Below are 17,193 nucleotides of genomic sequence, written 5' to 3'. Positions count from 1 at the left end.
CTCCCCCCCCCCCGCCCCCGTTCGCGTTCAGAACCCCTAAGCTGACCGGTATGAATGACAGTTTGGTGTGGATCGACTGCGAGATGACCGGCCTCGACTTCGAGAACGACGCGCTGATCGAGGTGGCCTGTCTGATCACCGACGGTGAGCTGAACATCCTCGACGAGGGTGTCGACGTCGTGATCAAACCCCCGCAGGAGGCCCTGGACCGGATGGGCGACTTCGTCCGGAACATGCACACCACGTCGGGGCTCCTGGACGAGCTGGACAAGGGCGTGACGCTCCAGGAGGCGGAGGACCGCGTGCTGGAGCACATCCGCCAGTACGTGACCGAGCCCCGCAAGGCGCCGCTGTGCGGCAACTCGATCGCCACCGACCGCACCTTCCTCGCCCGGGACATGCGCCGGATCGACGACTTCCTGCACTACCGGATGGTCGACGTGTCCTCCATCAAGGAGCTCCTGCGCCGCTGGTACCCGCGCGTCTACTACGCGAGCCCGGAGAAGAACGGCGGCCACCGGGCGCTCGCGGACATCACCGAAAGCATCCGTGAGCTGCGGTACTTCCGCGCGGCCGCCTTCGTCCCGGAGCCCGGCCCGAACTCCGCCACGGCCCGCGCCATCGCCGCCGAGGTCGTCGCCGACGGCACCGGCCTGATCGCACGTGACGCGGCTCTCCACACCCCCCAGCCGGAAAACTGATCGAAGCACTCCCCGGAGTCCGCTAGAATTTCATACGTACGCAGGGCCGAGAGGCCCGGCGCACGTGGTGGGTGTAGCTCAGCCGGTAGAGCACTTGGTTGTGGTCCAAGAAGTCGCGGGTTCAAGTCCCGTCACTCACCCCAGAGTCGAGAGGCCCTGATCCAGCGGATCAGGGCCTCTCGCGTTCCCGGGGGTTCCGCGGCCCTCGGCGGGGTACGACCGTCACCGGTCCAACGACAGGAGGCGACCGTGGGCAGATCGGTTCTGGTGACCGGCGGCACGAGAGGGATCGGGCTCGGCATCGCCCGGGCGTTCGCGGAGGCCGGGGACCGGGTACTGATCGTCGGGCGTGACGAGGCCAGGGCACGGGAGGCCGCCCATGGCGTTCCGGGGGCGGAATGGGCCGTCGGGGACGTGGCCGATCCCGAGGACTGCGCGCGCGTGGTCGAACAGGCCGTGCGGAGCACCGGCGGTCTGGACGTGGTCTGCGCCAACGCCGGCGTCTTCCCCTCGTCCCCGCTGGTGTCGATGGACCAGGACGAACTGGGCCGGGTCATCGACACCAACCTCAAGGGCACGGTGTTCACGGTGCAGTCCGCGATCGAGGCCCTGACGGCCTCGGAGCGGGGACGCGTGGTGATCACCTCCTCCATCACCGGACCGCTGACCGGATACTCGGGGTGGACGCACTACGGCGCCACCAAGGCGGCCCAGCTCGGGTTCATGCGCAGCGCCGCCCTGGAGCTCGCGCCACGGGGCATCACCGTCAACGCCGTACTTCCGGGCAACGTGCGCACCGAAGGCCTGAACGACATGGGGCCCGAATACCTCGAGCGCATGCGTGCGGCGATCCCTCTGGGGCGCGTGGGAGAGGTGGAGGACATCGCCGCGACCTGTCTGTTCCTCGCGGGTCCTGGGGCCTCGTTCATCACCGGTCAGGCCATCGTGGTCGACGGCGGCCAGGTGCTGCCCGAGGACGGCGGCGCCTTCGCGACTCCCGAGTGAGAACAGACCACGGTGGCCCTCATCCGAGAACCAGGGCCATCGGCGTGCTCGGAGTACGCCGCACGAGGTGAGTCTCACCGTCCCGCGGTCCGCAGTCCTCACCGACAGCACAGGCCACAGAGGTTGATCTCAGGCGCTCCGGACTCAGCACGATCATCAGCACCAATTTTGCGAAACCGCTTTTCGTTGAAGTGACGAGAAGCTAGTCTCACCGCATGCCGAGAGAAACCTGGCAGCCTCCCCCCGTCCTGTTGACCGTCGACCTCGTGATCCTCACGCTGCGGTCTTCGCTCCTTCAGGTGCTCCTCGTCGAGAGAGGTATCGAACCCCACAAGGACGAGCTCGCGCTCCCCGGCGGTTTCATCTCCGACGAGGGTGAGGATCTCTTCGACGCGGCCTGTCGAGAGCTTCGGGAGGAGGCCGGACTCGACGCGACGACCCTGCACCTGGAGCAGTTGGGCACCTACGGTCGCCCAGGGCGGGACCCCCGCGGACGGATCGTCTCCGTCGCCTATCTGGCCGTGGCTCCCGGACTACCCGAGCCGGAGGCGGGCACGGACGCGTCGGCGGCGGCCTGGTACCCCGTCGAGGAGTTGACCTCCGGGCATCGAGGTCTCGCGTTCGACCACGGGGACATCCTCGAGGACGGCCTGGAACGCGCCCGAACGATGATCGAACACACCTCCCTGGCCACGGTCTTCTGCAACGAGACCTTCTCGATCACCGAACTGCAGCGCGTCTACGAGGCGGTGTGGGGCTTCGAGATCGACTCGCGCAACTTCTACCGCAAGGTCCAGGCCGTCAACGGCTACCTCGTTCCAGCCGGACCGAAGAAACGCACGACCAAGGGAAGACCCGCCCGGCTCTTCAAGGCAGGACCCCAGAGGGTCCTGCGACCCCCGATGATGCGCCCCCTCCCCCAACCTCAGAGCGAGAGAGAATGACGAGTGACGACCTCGTGGTCGTTCTGACTGCCCTGAACCTGGAATACGAAGCAGTACGCGAACGACTGTCCCACCCCCGCACGTACCTGCACCCCAGAGGCACACGTTTCGAGATCGGTACCCTGCCCGGCGGGCAGGGATCCGCCGTCCTGGGACTCACCGGAAAGGGCAACCAGTCCTCCGCGGTCCTGACCGAACGGGCCATCCAGGAGTTCTCACCCGTCGCGCTCCTCTTCGTGGGTGTGGCCGGGGCCCTGTGGGACACCCCGCTCGGTGACGTGGTCTTCGGAACACACGTGTACGCGTACCACGGCGGGACCAGCGAGGACGACGGGTTCAAGGCCCGGCCCCGCGCCTGGGAGTCGCCCCATGGACTCAGCCAGACCGCCGCTCACCTGGCCAGGATCGACTCCTGGGCCCCCAGGACGGAGCCACGGCCGCGGGTGCACTTCGGCCCCGTCGCGGCCGGAGAGGTCGTCCAGAACTCACGCGTCTCCCCAGAGGCGGCCTGGATCCGACAGACCTTCAACGACGCTCTCGCCGTCGAGATGGAGGGCGCGGGGATCGCCCAGGCCGGGCACCTCAGCTCGACCCCGGTCGGAGTCGTGCGCGGTATCAGTGACCATGCCGACGGCCGAAAGGCCACCGCCTCGGATCTGAGCTGGCAGCCGATCGCGGCCGCGAACGCCGCCGCCTTCGCTCTGGCACTGGCCGAGGAGATCGTTCGCCGAGAGGAGCCCCCCAACATGCGAAGAGACGATGCGTTCCGAGGCACCGGGAACGTCACCAACACCGCTCATGGCAGCGTCGGCGTCCAGGCGGGACACGTGAGCGGTGGGACCTTCCACGTCTCCGTCGCCCCCGCTGACCAGCCCACCGAAAGCACCATCCCCACAAGGCTCTCCGAGCTGCGGGAGGAGCTGTCGCAGGAGCGCGAGGCAGGACGACTCGACGGGGCGCTCCACGAAGCCGCGTCAGAGGAGATCGACATCGCGAGCAAGGGGCTCGAGGAAGCGACCCCCACGAGCAGGAAGTCGTCCCTCCTGGCCCTGAAACGCCTGCTCGGCCTGCTCGGGGACCTCGCTTCGTTGTCCTCGAAGGTGGCGTCGCTGATCACCGCAGTGAAGGGACTCTCATGACTTGGGCCGAAACCGTCAACACGGCCGGAAGCAACTCGAACGTCGGGGTCCAGGCCGGCACCATCCGAGACTCGAACATCACCGTGAATCAGCACGATCCCCCCGAGAAGGTCTTCGAAGCCGGGGTGAGGTACCTCGAGCTCGGAGTTCCCGACAGGGCCCTGAGCCACATCCGTGAAGCGTTGGCCGGGGGGCACCACGAGAGCCCGGAGGTACGTCTCTACCTGGTGCTGGCCATGCTGAGCAAGCGCTCCTACCGAGATCTGAACGAGCAGAACCGCGCGACACTGAGCGAACTCTCCCACCGACTGTCCCCAGAGGCGCAGGATGAGTGGAACGAAGCCCTGAACGTGGTGTTCCTGGTCCTGTCCTGCGTGAACGGTTCCGGAGGAGACCCCGGTGTCGCGGTGGCCAAGCTGCACGACCTGCCCGAGACGCAGCGCGAACTCGTCATGCGTCACCTGAGCGTGGTTCTGACCGGCAGTATGAAGCAGGGGGTGTGGGACAAGTACCTGGAGACGGCACACAGGAACAGAACCTCCGGAGACAGGGCCAACCGGATCTGGGCCTACTTCGAACCCGAGCCCGCTGAGGCGAGGGCGGCGCACCCCCAACCGAAGTCGACCACCGGCAAGGATCAGTTCAGGGCCGTCGTCCTGGCGGTCGCGACCCTGGCCCCCCTCGTCCTCGTACTGGTTATCGCGCTCGGCTTCGGCTCCCTGCTCGCCAGCCTCTCAACCCTCGTGTTCGTTCCGTTGGCTGCCTGGCACGTCGCACGCTGGCACCACCATTCACGGCGTGCGGCCCCCCTGCGATGGCGGACCGCCGACCACGATCGTCCACCCCTGTTCCTTGGCACCCAGGTGGATTACGCTCTCCACCACTACTTCGACAGGTTCGCCCCCGACCCGCGGAACCGCTCCGCCTGGTTGGAAGCGACGCAAGAGGTCCGACGGGCCCTGAGCGACGAGGTCACCCGGATTTACCACGAGCGCGACGTCCGATCGGGCCGGGTGAACTGGCTCCTCCGATTCATGGCGCAGGACGCGTGTCAGCGTTGGAGCGAAGGGGTAACGCAGCGACCGGGGTACACCCGCGCGCTGGACACCCGGACGAAGGTCTCGTGTGTGGCTCTGTGCCTGCTCTCGGGCGTGAGCGCGTTGTTCGTCCTGCAAACCGCCCTCACGGGATCCCTGCTGACCATCCCCTGCGTCGTCCTGGCGGGGCTGGCCTCGAAACACTCGGTTCCCCTCTGGCTACGCATCCACAGCGATCGGCACCGCTGGGTCGAGGAGTCGCGGGAACGCGAGGTCATCCTCAAGGCCCGTAAGGAGGCCCGCGAGCAGTGGAGGACCACACTTCGGGAGCTCAGGCCCACGGAAGCCGAGATGGAGAAGTGGCTCGAGGCCGACAAGAACCTGTTCCTCTCCCGAACGCTGCGCCACTACAGGCTGGAATGGCACGAGGTCGTCGCCGTCGCCGACCTGCACGCGCCCAACCAGCCGTGCAGGAGTGCCAAGGTCACCCTTGGGCCGTGGCGCTACTCCGCGTACCAGCTCAGGGTCTTCCTGGTCACTGAAGAAGGGGTCCGCGAAGCAACAGCGAACCTCGACTTCGTGGGTGGCGAGGCGCACGACACCGGACGCCACAACTACCGCTTCGACGCGTTCTCCTCAGTGTGGGTCGACATCTCCAGCGAGCACCGCCACACGCTCAACATCACGCTGACCAACGGTCCCGTCAAGAGCCTCGTCGTCTCGGAGGCCTCGCACGATCCCACACCGGATCCGAGGAACCGGGAGGCAGCGGCCCAGACAGACCTCGAAGCCGCGGGATTCCCGCACGCGCTCCGGATCCTCGAAGGCATCGCCGCGGAGGGGAAGACCTGGTTCGATCGTGAATCGAAGACCGACCCCGGTACCGCGGCCTGATCCCAACGTCCACCGAAGTCAGTCGGTGCGGTGTGGGGTGTGGAGCCCTCGGGTCCACACCCCACACCGCAGGGAGCGGAGAGCGGGGCGAACCGGGTGACCGGGGTCGGCGTCAGTGGAAGAAGCCGATGATGCCGTGTCCGCGGCCGGCGGCGGTGCGGATCCAGCCCAGGACCGCGGTGACCGCCTCACGCATGTAGGGGTCCTCGATCGCCGCGATCCGCTCCGGGGTGACCGCGCGGGCCTGCTCGTCGGCCAGACTGACGGACTTGGCGGACCAGGAGTCGCCGTCGTCCTGGTCGCCCGCCAGGTACTCGACCCGCACCTCGTTCACGCCGAGGGCCGAGAGGGTCTGGTCCACTTCCTCGAGCCACCAGTACTTCACCGGGTAGAAGCAGCGGTTGTCGAGGAACCTGCCGTACATCTCGCACTGCGAGCGCACCGTCTCGGAGGCGGGGCGGGAGATCCTGTCCATGTCGACACTGAAGGCCATCAGTCCTGAACTCATGCCCCGAACGATAGGGAGCCCCTGTGACAGTTCGGGTCTCGCGGCGTGGAGACGGGGACGGCGGTGCCCTCCGTGTGAGACTGGCGTCGAGTCGGCCCGGGCGCGGCCGTCGGAGAGGAGCCAGCGTGAAGATCACCCTCACCCAGTTCGTTTCGCTCGACGGTGTCAGCCAGGGCCCCGGGGCGGCCGACGAGGACGTCTCGGAGGGCTTCACGCGGGGCGGCTGGTTCGTGCCCTTCATGGACGCGGCGTTCGTGAGGACCGCGTCGGAGTGGCTGGACCAGGCGGACGGGCTGCTGTTCGGCCGACGCACCTATGAGGCCTTCGCCCGTGACTGGCCGCAGATCACCGAACCCGATCCGTTCACGGTACGGATGAACTCGCTGCCCAAGTACCTGGTGAGCTCCACCCTCGCGGAGGGCTCCTGGGCCCCCACCACCGTGCTGGGCGGGGATCCGGTCACCTCGGTGGCGAGGTTGAGGGAGCAGCCCGGGCGTGAGTTGCAGATCCACGGCAGCGCCCGGCTCGGGGGGTTCCTCGTGGCTTCGGGTCTGGTCGACACGGTTCGTCTGGTCGTCGCCCCCACCGTGGTCGGTGAGGGCCGCCGCCTGTTCACACACCCTTCGCAGAGCACCGGGTTCCGTCTGGTCGGGCGGGAGCACACCCCCTCGGGTCTGGTCCTGCTGGAGTACGCCACCACCGGAACGGCTCCGTTGGCAGACTACGAGGGCGTCGACGCGCTCACCTGAGCGCACGTCGCGGCAGCACGCCCGGAGCGCCCCCTCTGGGCGTTTCCTGGCACGCGAACGTCCGCGGCGGCCCGAAGCACGTCTGTGGCGCCCAAACACACAGGTGACAACGGGCCTCCGCGGCTTCCCGAGGCGTCACCCCACCTGGTTCCGCCTCGGGCACGTCCGGTTTGTGGGACGACCACCTCTCCGACCGGCGAGGAGCCGGACCGTCCGCCGCGCACGACCACTGCGCCGTGTGACCGGTGCGTGAACGGTACGTACTCCCGGGCCGCCGGGGAGCCTCCCACCACGGTGCTCCCCCACGGGCCGCCGACGCGTTCCTCCGCCCGACCGGACGAAGCATCGGAGGAGAGGGGTGTCGTCCTTCATCGACCGATTCCCCCGGTAGCCCCACCGCGGGTTCGGTCCTTGAGGGGTGCGGCGGATGGGGGTCCCCGGGCCCGGGTCGTCTCGCCTGCCCACCGGTGGCCGTCCGAGGCGATCGCGTGGTCCGTCCGCTCCGCCCGAGGGGACCGGACCGGATCGCTGCTGGACGGGCCGTCGTGGCCCCGGAGGAGGGCGTCACCGATTCCCATCGTCACAGGGACCACGGGGGGCGGGACGGGGTTCGGAGGGTCGTCGTCCGGCGGGACGAGGCCGTCCCACGGGGCGGCCCTCTCTGAGGGCGCGACGTACCCGGTCGGCGCGGGGCCGTGGTCGACCACCAGGGCCGGGGGGTGGTCCTCGACGTCGAAGCGCCGCCAGGCGGTGCTCCCGGACTCGTCCGCCGCCCCGAGCCTCAGGTGGAGGTGGTGTTCTCCGTCGTCCAGGGCCCGCTGGTAGGCCTCGGTCACGTCGAACTCCACACCGCCGTGGAGCGGGCAGGCGGTGTGCCCGCCCCGCACGTTCCGGGTGTCGAGCAGTCCCCGGGACGCCGGTTGGTCGTTCCAGGTGGTGTTCTCGTCGAACGGGTCGACCCGGTGCAACTCCACGACGGAGTCGCTTTCACAGTCGTAGGACCATGCCACGTCGACGCGCAGGACCGCGGATTCCACCACGGATTCGGAACCGAGTTCCACCGGGAAACGAAAAAGGGCCCTGCGGGTGTAGACACGATCCCAGGCGAGGCGCCCCGTCCCCAGACTCCCGTTTTCGGCCATGTTGGAGGGTTGGTCCGGAAATGCGCGGTCCACATGAGTCCACAGCGAACTCACGGACGCCATTCGACCACCGTCGTCGTGCGCGATCGCGGACGGGTCCTCCTCGGAGTGGACTCCCACCCCACCGAATGGGCCGCCCCCGACCGGGGAGGCCCCGATCAGACCGGATTCCGGAGCACCCCCCTTGACGATGGGGGCTTTCTCGTCAGCCGCGACGGGTGCGCCCACCCCCAGCGAGACAACCAGGGCATAGGTCGCACAGGCCGCCGTCGCGCGGGTCAGGGTACGACGCATTACGGTTAGTGCCTACACATTCCAACTACGACCGAAAGCAATTCCGCGAGGCTTCGTGCCTCGCGTTCGACTAAGAGGAATTTACCAAATTCACACCCGAACCGACAAACAACAGGGACATACGAGCGGACCAAAACCACCTTTATCCCACAAGACAAACGAGGACCCCTGGAGTCCACCCGGGGAGTCGACACCACCCTTCGCTTTCCGCTGTCCCGCATTCGGCAAGAACCAAAATACGGTTCGTTTCAAACCGAAAACCGACGACAGGGGGCCGCTCCACCGCCTCCCCAGATCGGGGCCGCGCCACGAGATAGGTTGCGGACATGGAAGGCAACGACCCCGACACCGAGGTGCTCCGAGCCGTGGGTGCCCGACTGCGCCAGCTGCGAGGGCGGGCGAAGCTGACCCTCATCGAACTGTCGGAGCGCACTGGCATCTCACCGAGCACGCTCTCCCGCCTGGAGACCGGGCGGCTCCAGCCCACCCTGGGGCAGCTGCTCCCCCTCTCCCGCGCCCACCAGGTGCCGATCGGCGAGCTCGTGGACGCCCCCAGAGTGGGTGACCCGCGCGTCCACCTGCACCCGGTGCGCCGCTTCGGCCTGACGTTCGTCCCGCTCACACAGCGCGCGGGCGGGGTCCAGGCGTACAAGGTGGTCTATCCGCCGTCCCGGACCCTTCCAGCTCCCGAGCTGCGCACGCACGAGGGCCACGAGTGGTTCTACGTCCTCACCGGAACCGTGCGTCTGGTCCTCGGATCCGAACAGGACGTGCTGCTGCGGGCCGGGGAGGCGGCCGAGTTCGACACCCGGACCCCGCACTGGATCGGCAACCCCGCCGAGCGGGCGGTGGCCGAGGTCATCGCGATCTTCGGGACCCAGGGCGAACGCATCCACCTGCACGGCGCCTGAGGAACCACGCACCCACGCCGTTGCAGATCCGCACAGAACCGTGCGCGGATCGGTCCCCGCCGCCCAGCATGGGCGTCATGCGATCCGAAACCGGGGTCCCCTCTCCCGCACGGGAGTTCTGGGACCGGCAGTACGGCGACGAGAGTCCCTCGACGCCCCCTCCCCCGCCCAACGCGGCCCTCGTGGCGCTCGCGGAGGAGCTGGCGCTCGTACCGGCTCCGCGCCCGCGAGTCTCCCACGCCCTCGACCTCGCGTGCGGACGCGGCGGGGACGCCCTGTGGCTGGCCGCGCGGGGGTGGCGGGTCACGGCGGTGGACGTCTCGGAACACGTGCTCGACGTCCTGGCCGAACGGTCCCGGCTGGCGGGGGTCGGGGAACTCCTCGACGTGGAGCCCCACGACCTGGCGTCCTCCGCGCCCGACACCGGTCCCCTCGACCTCGTCCACGCCAGTTACTTCCACGCCACGACGGACCTCGACCGGGACGCGGTCCTGCGCGCGGCCGCGCGGTCGGTACGCGACGGGGGGCTGCTGCTCGTCATCGACCACGCTTCGAGCGCGCCCTGGTCATGGAACCGGCACGACGAGCACCCGACCGTGGACGACCTGTGGCACTCACTCGGCCTCGGGCCGGAGTGGACCGCCGTCGTGGCCGAACGGCGCACCCGGCTCGCGCACGGCCCCGACGGCCGCTCCGCGACGGTGGCCGACAACGTGGTGGCGGCACGCCGCCGACTACCGACGACACCGGCTCCCGAACCGACCTGAGCGCCCGCACCATCCACGAAGGAGGCCCCATGTCCGCCGCGTCACGACACGACCGTCCGCCGCCCAGGACCGGAACCGGGGAGAGGGAGGTCCTCACGGGATTCCTGGACTACCTGCGCGAGAGCGTCATCTCCAAGCTCGAGGGGGCGCCGAAGGAACACCTGCGCACCCCCGGCGTGGCGTCGGGGACCAACCTGCTCGGTCTGATCGCGCACCTGACCCGGGTCGAGCGCCACGTGTTCCTCGGTGAGGAGACCGGTGACTGGGCGGCGACGTTCCATGCCGACCCGGACCGGACCGCCGAGGAGGTGCTCCAGGGCTACCGCGACGCCGTCACCGCCGCGAACGCGGCCATCGCCGCCTGCACGGACCTCGGCCGACCCGCGCACGACGGCCGCCGCGGCCGGACCGCGCCGTCGATGCGATGGTCCCTGGCGCACATGATCGAGGAGACCGGTCGTCACGCGGGGCACCTCGACATCCTCCGCGAGCGGATCGACGGACGAACCGGCCGCTGAACGCCCTGCCGACCGGCCCCGCGACCCGGCCGGTGCGTGCTCGCACCGGCCGGGTCGCCCGTCTCAGTCGGCGTGGACCCCGCCCGGGAGCCGGGTGGCCGGGCCCGTGTACCCGGCGAGGACCGCACGCGGGAGCGGACCCTTGATCCTCGCGCCGCTGTTGCCCTCCTCCCAGGCGTGGGCCAGGATGCCGACGGACCGCGAGAGGACGAAGAGCCCTCGGGCCAGTTCGGGGGCGAAGCCGAGGGAAGCGTAGACGGTGGCCGTGGCCCCGTCGATGTTCATCGGGACGGCTCGGCCCCGGCGCCCCTCCAGGGCCTTCTCCAGGGCGAGCGCGGACTCCAGCGGTCCGGCGTCGACGACCCCCTCGCGGACCGCCTCGCGGACCATGTCCAGGAGGGGGTCGCGGCGGGGGTCCCTGGGGTGGAAGCGGTGCCCGAATCCGGGGACGTAGCCGCCCCTCTCCCGGTACTCGGCCACGATCGACTCGGCCACGACGTCGGCGCCGGTGCCGTCGGAGCGCCGCTCCGCCATCTCGTTCAGCAGGGCGACGCACTGCTGGCCGGCGCCACCGTGCACGTCCCCCAGGAGGTTCACCCCGCTGGCGACCGCGTTGTTGAGTCCGAGTCCGCAGGTGGCGGCCATCCGGGCGGCCGCGATGGAGGGCGCCTGGGGCCCGTGGTCGACCCCGGACACCAGCGCGGACTCCAGCATGCGGGCCTGGGCGGGCTCGGGCAGTTCACCCCTGAGCATGAGCCAGACCACCTCGACGAAGCCGTGGCGGCCGATGACGTCCTGCACGGGGTAGCCCCGCAGTTCGATCTCTCCCGGGGCGACGCGTGTCAGGGAGGTCGACCACCAGTCACCGATCTCCTCGTGCGTCATGCTCGGGGTGTCAGGAGCGCTCACACCACACCCGCCTCTCTGAGCGCGTTGACCTCGCTCTGTTCGTAGCCCGCTTCCCGGAGGATCTGGTCGGTGTGTTCCCCGAGGAGGGGTGGCGATCGATCGGGCCCCAGGGAGGCTCCGTCGACGTGCACGCCGCTGCCCAGGACACGGAGTTCGCGGTCGTCCCGGCCGGGGAACGGCAGGGTGCGGACCAGGCCCCGGTGTCGGACGTGGTCCAGTTCGAGGGCCTCGCGGACGCTGAGGACGCGGGCCGCGGGGACCCCCGCCTCGGACAGGACCACCTCCCAGTCCCGCGCGCTCCGGCTCGCCAGGCGCTCCTCCAGTTCGTCGCGGAGCGCGACCCGGTGGGCCTTGCGGTCCTCCCGGGTGGCGAAGCGCGGGTCGGTCACGAGCTCGGAGGCCCGGAGGAGCTGGCAGAGGGTCTCGAACTGTTCCTGCTTGTTGGCCGCGATGTTGAGTGTGCCCTCGGCCGTGGTGAAGGTGCCCGAGGGAGCGGCGGTGGCGTTCTCGTTGCCGATGCGGGAGGGTTCCACCCCCGCGGAGAGGTAGTTGGAGACCCCCCATCCCATGGCCGTGATGGCGGTCTCCAGCATCGAGACGTCCAGCCGGGTGCCCTCCCCCGTGCGTTCACGCCGCACGAGGGCGCTTCCAACGGCGAAGGCGGCGGCCAGTCCGCCCAGGACGTCCGCGATCGGGAAGCCCGCGCGGAGCGCCCCGGTCTCCTCCGTCCCGGTGGCGTCCATCATCCCGGACAGTCCCTGGATGATCTGGTCGTAGGCGGGCCGGTCGCTCAGCGGTCCGTCGGAGCCGAACCCGGACACGGCGCAGTACACCAGGCCCGGGTTGAGGTCGCGCAGGGTCTCCCAGCCGAAGCCCAGGCGTTCCATGACCCCCGGCCGGAAGTTCTCCAGCAGCACGTCCGCGTCCCTGACCAGGGTGCTCAGGACCCGGCACCCCTCCGGGGACTTCAGGTTCAGGGTGAGGGACCGCTTGCCCGCGTTCTGGGCGAGGAAGGACGCCCCCACGCGTCGTTCGTTGAGTTCCGACGAGGCTCCGAGCTGTCGAGCGAGGTCACCCGCGCCGGGGACCTCCACCTTGACCACGTCGGCGCCCATCAGGGAGAGCTGGTATCCGGCGTAGGGGCCGGCCAGCACGTTGGTCAGGTCCAGGACGCGGATCCCTGCCAGGGGGAGCGGCTCCCGCGCGGCCGTCGCGGTGCTCATCCGTTCTCCTCGTCCTCGGTCGCCACGTTCTCCGACCCCGGGTCGAATCCGATCCGGCCGATGCGTTCCGCCGCCTCGCGCACAGCGCCGCTGAAGGCACGGACGGAGGCCTCGGTGAAGCGCGCGGTGGGCCCGCCGACGGCCAGTGCCGCGACGGGCCCGGGGCCCGCACCGGAGCCGCTCACCGGGGCGGCGACACCCGAGGCGCCGTGTTCGCGCTCGCCGTGGCTGACCGCGAACCCCCGGGCGCGAGCCTCGGCGATTTCGGTGAACAGGCGCTCGACGTACTGCGGTCCGTGCGGGGATGCCGCGGCGACCCTGCGGACCACTGACTCGGGGGCACCTCCCAGGAGCACCTTGCTGGCCGCTCCGCCCCAGAGGGGCATCTCGTCACCGGTGTTCACGACGTGTCGGAGCCGTTGGGGGCCCTCCTCCTGCGCGACGCAGACACGGACGGTGTCCGCGCGTACGTAGAGGTTGACGGTCTCGGAGGTCTCGACGGTGAGGTCACGCATGATCACACGGATCGACTCGGGCACCTGCCAGACGGCGTGGGCCAGGCGCGCCCAGCGGAGCAGCCCCGGTCCGGCTCCGACACGGCCGTCCGAACCGGACCAGAGCAACCCGCGTTGTTCGAGGGTGCCGACCAGGCGGAGGACGGTGGTCTTGGCCAGTCCGGTCAGTTCCACCAGTTCGCGTGTGGTGTAGCGCTGGTTCCTCTCGTCGTAGAGGTCCAGCAGGTCGAGCGCGCGCACCACGCTGCGCACTCCCCCTTCGGTGTCCCCGGCCATCACTCTCCCCTCGTGGTCCACCTGGTGGACTCATTGGTCTACTAGATGGTCGTTCTGGGGGTCAGGCTAACCCACCGCAGCAGGAACCGCCAGAGGAACCCCCTCCGACTCCATCGCCACAGGACCCCTGCCAGGCATGACGCACCCGCCCTGGCGTGACGACTTCGTTAAGGAAAGATGTCCCGGACGCATTGACACGCCTTCACGTGATTTGCATCATTCTCTGAACCAATCAGCGGCCCATGTGGTCCACCTGGTGGACCACTGCGGTCGAGAGGGAGTGAAGATGGACAAGCAGCGCACCCTGCGTGCGGTGGGGGCCGTGTGCGCGACCCTCGTCGTGGGTGCCGCCGCGGCGAACGCCGCGCTCTCGCAGACGCACGGCTCCGAGGCCCGCGCCCGGGTGGACATCGTGGTGCCCGCCGACCCGGGCGGCGGCTGGGACCTCGTCGCACGGGAGGCACAGCACGCGATGCGTCTGAACGACGTCGTGGCCAACACCCAGGTCGTGAACCTGCCCGGAGCGGGGGGCACCATCGGTCTCGCGCAGACGGTGCGTCGGGAGGGCGAGGCGACCACCCTCATGACCACCGGGACCGTCATGATCGGCGGCATCATCGTCAACGACTCCGCCCAGACCCTGGAGGACGTCGTCCCCATCGCACGGGTGGCCGACGACTACGAGGTCTTCGTGGTCCGCGACGACTCGCCCCTCCGGGACATGAACGACCTGATCGAGGCCTGGGAGGACGACCCGGGCGCGGTGGCCGTGGGCGGCGGTTCGCTCGGGGGCACCGACCACCTGCTGGCCGGACTCGCGGCCCAGTCGCAGGGACTCGACCCGACCGACGTCAACTACATCCCGTTCGCGGGCGGCGCCCAGGCGCTCACCTCCCTGCTCTCGGGCAGCATCGACGTCGGCGTCTCCGGCTACAACGAGTTCAGCGACCAGGTGGAGACCGGGAGCCTCAGGGTCCTCGGTGTCTCCGCCCACGAACGCGTCACCGGACTCGAGGACCACCCCACCCTCCCCGAACAGGGCGTGGACGCCGTACTCCCCAACTGGCGGGGATTCATGGCGCCGCCCGGGATCACCGAGGAGGAGCGCGCGGAGCTGACGGCCATCGTCGAGGAGATGGTCGCCACCCCCGAGTGGCAGGACACCCTCGAACGCAACCGCTGGGACGACACCTTCCAGTCCGGTCCGGAGTTCGAGGCCTTCCTCAAGGACGAGATCACCCGCATCACCGACGTCACCAAGGACCTGGGGCTGTCATGAACCCACAGAGAGAATCAGCGCCGCCCGCGTCGTCGCGGGCGGCCCACCCGGCCCGTGCCTGGCTGCGGGGGCGCAGCGAGGTCTTCGTCGGCCTGCTCGTCATCGGGGTCGGTGCCTTCCTGGGCGCGCAGACCATGGCCATGCACGTCCCGGACACCTCCACGGGGCCCGGCCCCCAGCTCTTCCCCGGCCTGGTGTCCGGACTGATGCTGGTGCTCGGAGCGCTGCTGATCGTCCAGGTCGCCCGCGAACCGGCCGTCCCTCCGACCGACGCGGACCCGGACGCGGAGTCCGCCGGGATCGTCGGTGAGCTGGTCGAGGGCCGGGAGGCCCGGCGCACCGCCACCCACAGTGACTGGCGCACGGTCGGTCTGGTGCTGGGGGCGGTCGTCGCCTTCACCCTGCTGCTGCAGCCCCTCGGCTGGCTGCTGTCCGGCGCCCTGCTGTTCTTCGGTGTGAGTACGGCGTTCGGGGGTCGGCGCTCGCTGTTCGAGGCGGCGGTGGCACTGGTCTACTCGGCGGTCGTCCAACTCGCGTTCGTCGCGGGCCTGGGCCTGAACCTCCCCTCGGGGATCCTGGGCGGGGTGCTCTGACATGGACACACTCGTACTCCTCGGTGGCGGTTTCGCCTCCGCCCTCACCCCCGAGAACCTGTTGTGGGCCTTCGTCGGCGTGGTCCTCGGCACGGCGGTCGGGGTCCTGCCGGGCCTGGGTTCGGCGATGGCCGTGGCCCTCCTCCTCCCGGTCACGTTCAAGCTCGACCCCACGGGCGCCTTCATCATGTTCACCGCCGTCTACTACGGCGGGCTGTTCGGCGACTCCACCACGTCCATCCTGATGAACACGCCGGGTAACAGCTCGGCGATCGCCACCGCGATCGAGGGCCACCGGATGGCCCTGCGCGGCAAGGCCTCCCAGGCGCTGGCGACCTCCGCGATCGGGGCCTTCCTCGGCGCGGTGGTCTCCACGGCGGTGGTCGCGTTCTTCTCCGGCGTCATCATCGACATCGCCCTGCGGTTCGGCCCCGCCGAGTACTTCGCCCTGGCGGTCTTCGCGTTCGTGGCGACCTCCGCGGTGGTGGCCCAGTCCATGGTCCGCGGTCTCATCGCCCTCTCCCTGGGTCTGGCGATCGCGATGGTCGGCATCGACGCGCAGAGCGGCGCGGCGCGGTTCACCCTCGGCGTGCCCTCACTGTTCGAGGGGATCGGTATCGTCACCGTGACCGTCGGTCTGCTGGCTCTGGGCGAGGTGCTCCACGTCGCCTCGCGGATCCACCGGGAACGGGACGACGCGCAGCTGGTCAGGACCGGCGGGACCCTCTGGCTCAAGCGCGGCGACCTGCGTCGGGCCGTCCCCGCCTGGCTGCGCGGCCTGGGCTTCGGTCTGCCCTTCGGCACCATCCCGGCCGGAGGTTCGGAGATCCCGACCTTCCTGGCCTACGGCACGGAGCGCAAGCTCTCCCAGCTGAGAGCCCGGCGCGGCAGGCGCCCCGACGAGTTCGGCAAGGGGGCCATCGAGGGTGTCGCGGCCCCGGAGGCCGCCGCGAGCGCGACGGCGGGCACCGCCATGGGCGCCCTCCTCGGGCTGGGCCTGCCGACGTCAGCCACCGCCGCCATCATGCTGGCCGCGTTCCAGCAGTACGGCATGCAGCCCGGCCCCCTGCTGTTCGAGCGCAACGCCGACCTCGTGTGGGCGCTCCTGGCCAGCCTCTTCGTCGGCAGCGTGATGCTGCTGATCCTCAACCTGCCCTTCGCCCCGCTGTGGGCCAAGCTGCTGCTGATCCCGAAGAGGTACCTGTACGCGGGGATCACCGGATTCGCGGTGCTCGGTGTCTACGCCTCCTCCTACTCGGTCACCGACCTGTGGCTGCTGATCCTCCTCGGCCTGTTGGGGTTCATGATGCGCAGGTACGCGATTCCCGTAGCCCCGGTGCTCATCGCCGTGATCCTGGGCCCCCTCGCGGAGACCGAGCTGCGCCGTGGGCTGGCGATCGGGCAGGGGGACGTCGGAGTCATGTTCACCGGCCCCATCACCCTGGGCATCTACGCCGTCATCCTCCTGGCCGTCGGCATCGTCGTGGTGGCGCGGATGCGTGCGGCCAGACGCGCGGACGCACCCTCGGATCGGACGACCTCCCCGACCGCGTGACCCCGCCCGCCCGTGCCCCGAGGGGCGCGGGCGGGTTCGCTTCGGCGTCTCGTCTCCGTGCGCCCGGAGTGGGGGTGGTTCGTGCCGCGACGCCGGTCCGGCACGCGCCCGGGACGGTACGGCTCGCACGGAACGCGGACCGTGCGCCCTGGGGGTGACCGAGGGGTGAATGCCGGGCTACCGGTCCCCCCGGGTCTGGACACCGGGGCGCAGGCACACCAGGATCAGTTCACT

Annotated in this window: 17 protein-coding genes and 1 tRNA gene; 13 read left to right on the top strand and 5 right to left on the bottom strand. The window is 69.9% G+C overall.

The features are described from left to right. Nucleotides 1–50: 50 nt before the first annotated feature. The 6 genes from orn to ACRWK8_RS20275 all read left to right on the top strand — a co-directional run bounded on the left by orn (nucleotide 51) and on the right by ACRWK8_RS20275 (nucleotide 5,720). Nucleotides 51–701 carry an oligoribonuclease gene (gene orn / locus ACRWK8_RS20300; RefSeq protein WP_378737242.1) on the top strand — a complete coding sequence of 217 codons (651 nt, stop codon included), beginning with the start codon at nucleotides 51–53 and terminating at the stop codon, nucleotides 699–701. Between the two features lie 67 nt (nucleotides 702–768). After that, nucleotides 769–844: transfer RNA gene (locus ACRWK8_RS20295), tRNA-His, on the top strand. 106 nt (nucleotides 845–950) lie between these two features. Continuing rightward, a complete protein-coding gene (gene fabG / locus ACRWK8_RS20290; RefSeq protein ID WP_431872195.1) occupies nucleotides 951–1,706 on the top strand; it encodes a 3-oxoacyl-ACP reductase FabG in 756 nt (251 codons plus the stop codon). Nucleotides 1,707–1,921: 215 nt separating this feature from the next. Continuing rightward, complete coding sequence (locus ACRWK8_RS20285) at nucleotides 1,922–2,650, top strand: NUDIX hydrolase (RefSeq protein WP_431872193.1); 729 nt, start codon at nucleotides 1,922–1,924, stop codon at nucleotides 2,648–2,650. Next, the gene (locus ACRWK8_RS20280) at nucleotides 2,647–3,789 is read left to right on the top strand and encodes a 5'-methylthioadenosine/S-adenosylhomocysteine nucleosidase family protein (protein WP_431872191.1); all 1,143 of its coding nucleotides are present in this window, start codon (nucleotides 2,647–2,649) and stop codon (nucleotides 3,787–3,789) included. The genes ACRWK8_RS20285 and ACRWK8_RS20280 overlap by 4 nt, the downstream gene beginning before the upstream one ends. Continuing rightward, nucleotides 3,786–5,720 (top strand): hypothetical protein, encoded by a 1,935-nt coding sequence (locus tag ACRWK8_RS20275; RefSeq protein ID WP_431872189.1) that lies wholly within the window; start codon nucleotides 3,786–3,788, stop codon nucleotides 5,718–5,720. Before ACRWK8_RS20280 ends, ACRWK8_RS20275 begins: the two co-directional genes overlap by 4 nt. A gap of 112 nt (nucleotides 5,721–5,832) precedes the next feature. On the opposite strand, the gene ACRWK8_RS20270 is transcribed toward ACRWK8_RS20275, so the two are convergent. Beyond that, nucleotides 5,833–6,228, bottom strand: a complete 396-nt coding sequence (locus ACRWK8_RS20270; RefSeq protein ID WP_431872187.1) for a DUF7691 family protein — start codon at nucleotides 6,226–6,228, stop codon at nucleotides 5,833–5,835. 125 nt (nucleotides 6,229–6,353) lie between these two features. On the opposite strand from ACRWK8_RS20270, the gene ACRWK8_RS20265 reads away from it, so the two are divergent. Further along, nucleotides 6,354–6,977: a dihydrofolate reductase family protein gene (locus ACRWK8_RS20265; protein WP_431872185.1), complete on the top strand. Its 624-nt coding sequence runs from the start codon at nucleotides 6,354–6,356 to the stop codon at nucleotides 6,975–6,977. Nucleotides 6,978–7,345: 368 nt separating this feature from the next. Here the strand turns inward: ACRWK8_RS20265 and ACRWK8_RS20260 are convergent, their stop codons facing one another. Next, the gene (locus ACRWK8_RS20260; protein ID WP_431872183.1) at nucleotides 7,346–8,182 is read right to left on the bottom strand and encodes a DNRLRE domain-containing protein; all 837 of its coding nucleotides are present in this window, start codon (nucleotides 8,180–8,182) and stop codon (nucleotides 7,346–7,348) included. A gap of 557 nt (nucleotides 8,183–8,739) precedes the next feature. Between ACRWK8_RS20260 and ACRWK8_RS20255 the strand changes: the two genes are divergently transcribed. The 3 genes from ACRWK8_RS20255 to ACRWK8_RS20245 all read left to right on the top strand — a co-directional run bounded on the left by ACRWK8_RS20255 (nucleotide 8,740) and on the right by ACRWK8_RS20245 (nucleotide 10,609). Further along, on the top strand, nucleotides 8,740–9,324 hold the full coding sequence (locus ACRWK8_RS20255; RefSeq protein WP_378737257.1) for a helix-turn-helix domain-containing protein: 585 nt from the start codon (nucleotides 8,740–8,742) through the stop codon (nucleotides 9,322–9,324). 77 nt (nucleotides 9,325–9,401) lie between these two features. Continuing rightward, nucleotides 9,402–10,091: an SAM-dependent methyltransferase gene (locus ACRWK8_RS20250; protein ID WP_431872180.1), complete on the top strand. Its 690-nt coding sequence runs from the start codon at nucleotides 9,402–9,404 to the stop codon at nucleotides 10,089–10,091. Nucleotides 10,092–10,120: 29 nt separating this feature from the next. Then, nucleotides 10,121–10,609, top strand: coding sequence for a DinB family protein (locus tag ACRWK8_RS20245; protein WP_378737261.1), 489 nt, complete (start codon nucleotides 10,121–10,123; stop codon nucleotides 10,607–10,609). 63 nt (nucleotides 10,610–10,672) lie between these two features. Here the strand turns inward: ACRWK8_RS20245 and ACRWK8_RS20240 are convergent, their stop codons facing one another. From ACRWK8_RS20240 to ACRWK8_RS20230, 3 genes are read right to left on the bottom strand one after another with little or no spacing between them, the layout of a single operon-like run. Further along, the gene (locus ACRWK8_RS20240) at nucleotides 10,673–11,518 is read right to left on the bottom strand and encodes a citryl-CoA lyase (RefSeq protein WP_378737263.1); all 846 of its coding nucleotides are present in this window, start codon (nucleotides 11,516–11,518) and stop codon (nucleotides 10,673–10,675) included. Continuing rightward, entirely contained in the window at nucleotides 11,515–12,741 is a 1,227-nt protein-coding gene (locus tag ACRWK8_RS20235) for a CaiB/BaiF CoA transferase family protein (protein WP_378737265.1), read from the bottom strand. Before ACRWK8_RS20235 ends, ACRWK8_RS20240 begins: the two co-directional genes overlap by 4 nt. Then, nucleotides 12,738–13,532: an IclR family transcriptional regulator gene (locus ACRWK8_RS20230; RefSeq protein ID WP_378737267.1), complete on the bottom strand. Its 795-nt coding sequence runs from the start codon at nucleotides 13,530–13,532 to the stop codon at nucleotides 12,738–12,740. Before ACRWK8_RS20230 ends, ACRWK8_RS20235 begins: the two co-directional genes overlap by 4 nt. A 286-nt stretch (nucleotides 13,533–13,818) precedes the next feature. On the opposite strand from ACRWK8_RS20230, the gene ACRWK8_RS20225 reads away from it, so the two are divergent. The 3 genes from ACRWK8_RS20225 to ACRWK8_RS20215 are packed head-to-tail and all read left to right on the top strand — an operon-like array spanning nucleotide 13,819 to nucleotide 16,959. Next, a complete protein-coding gene (locus ACRWK8_RS20225) occupies nucleotides 13,819–14,811 on the top strand; it encodes a Bug family tripartite tricarboxylate transporter substrate binding protein (protein WP_431872177.1) in 993 nt (330 codons plus the stop codon). Beyond that, on the top strand, nucleotides 14,808–15,404 hold the full coding sequence (locus tag ACRWK8_RS20220) for a tripartite tricarboxylate transporter TctB family protein (protein WP_378737271.1): 597 nt from the start codon (nucleotides 14,808–14,810) through the stop codon (nucleotides 15,402–15,404). Before ACRWK8_RS20225 ends, ACRWK8_RS20220 begins: the two co-directional genes overlap by 4 nt. Nucleotide 15,405: 1 nt before the next feature. Further along, on the top strand, nucleotides 15,406–16,959 hold the full coding sequence (locus tag ACRWK8_RS20215; protein ID WP_378737273.1) for a tripartite tricarboxylate transporter permease: 1,554 nt from the start codon (nucleotides 15,406–15,408) through the stop codon (nucleotides 16,957–16,959). The last annotated feature ends 234 nt before the right edge of the window (nucleotides 16,960–17,193 follow it).

The sequence above is a fragment of the Nocardiopsis eucommiae genome, from assembly GCF_965344335.1.
GTDB classification, from domain to species: domain Bacteria; phylum Actinomycetota; class Actinomycetes; order Streptosporangiales; family Streptosporangiaceae; genus Nocardiopsis; species Nocardiopsis eucommiae.
This window is presented reverse-complemented; position numbering and strand designations above follow the sequence as displayed.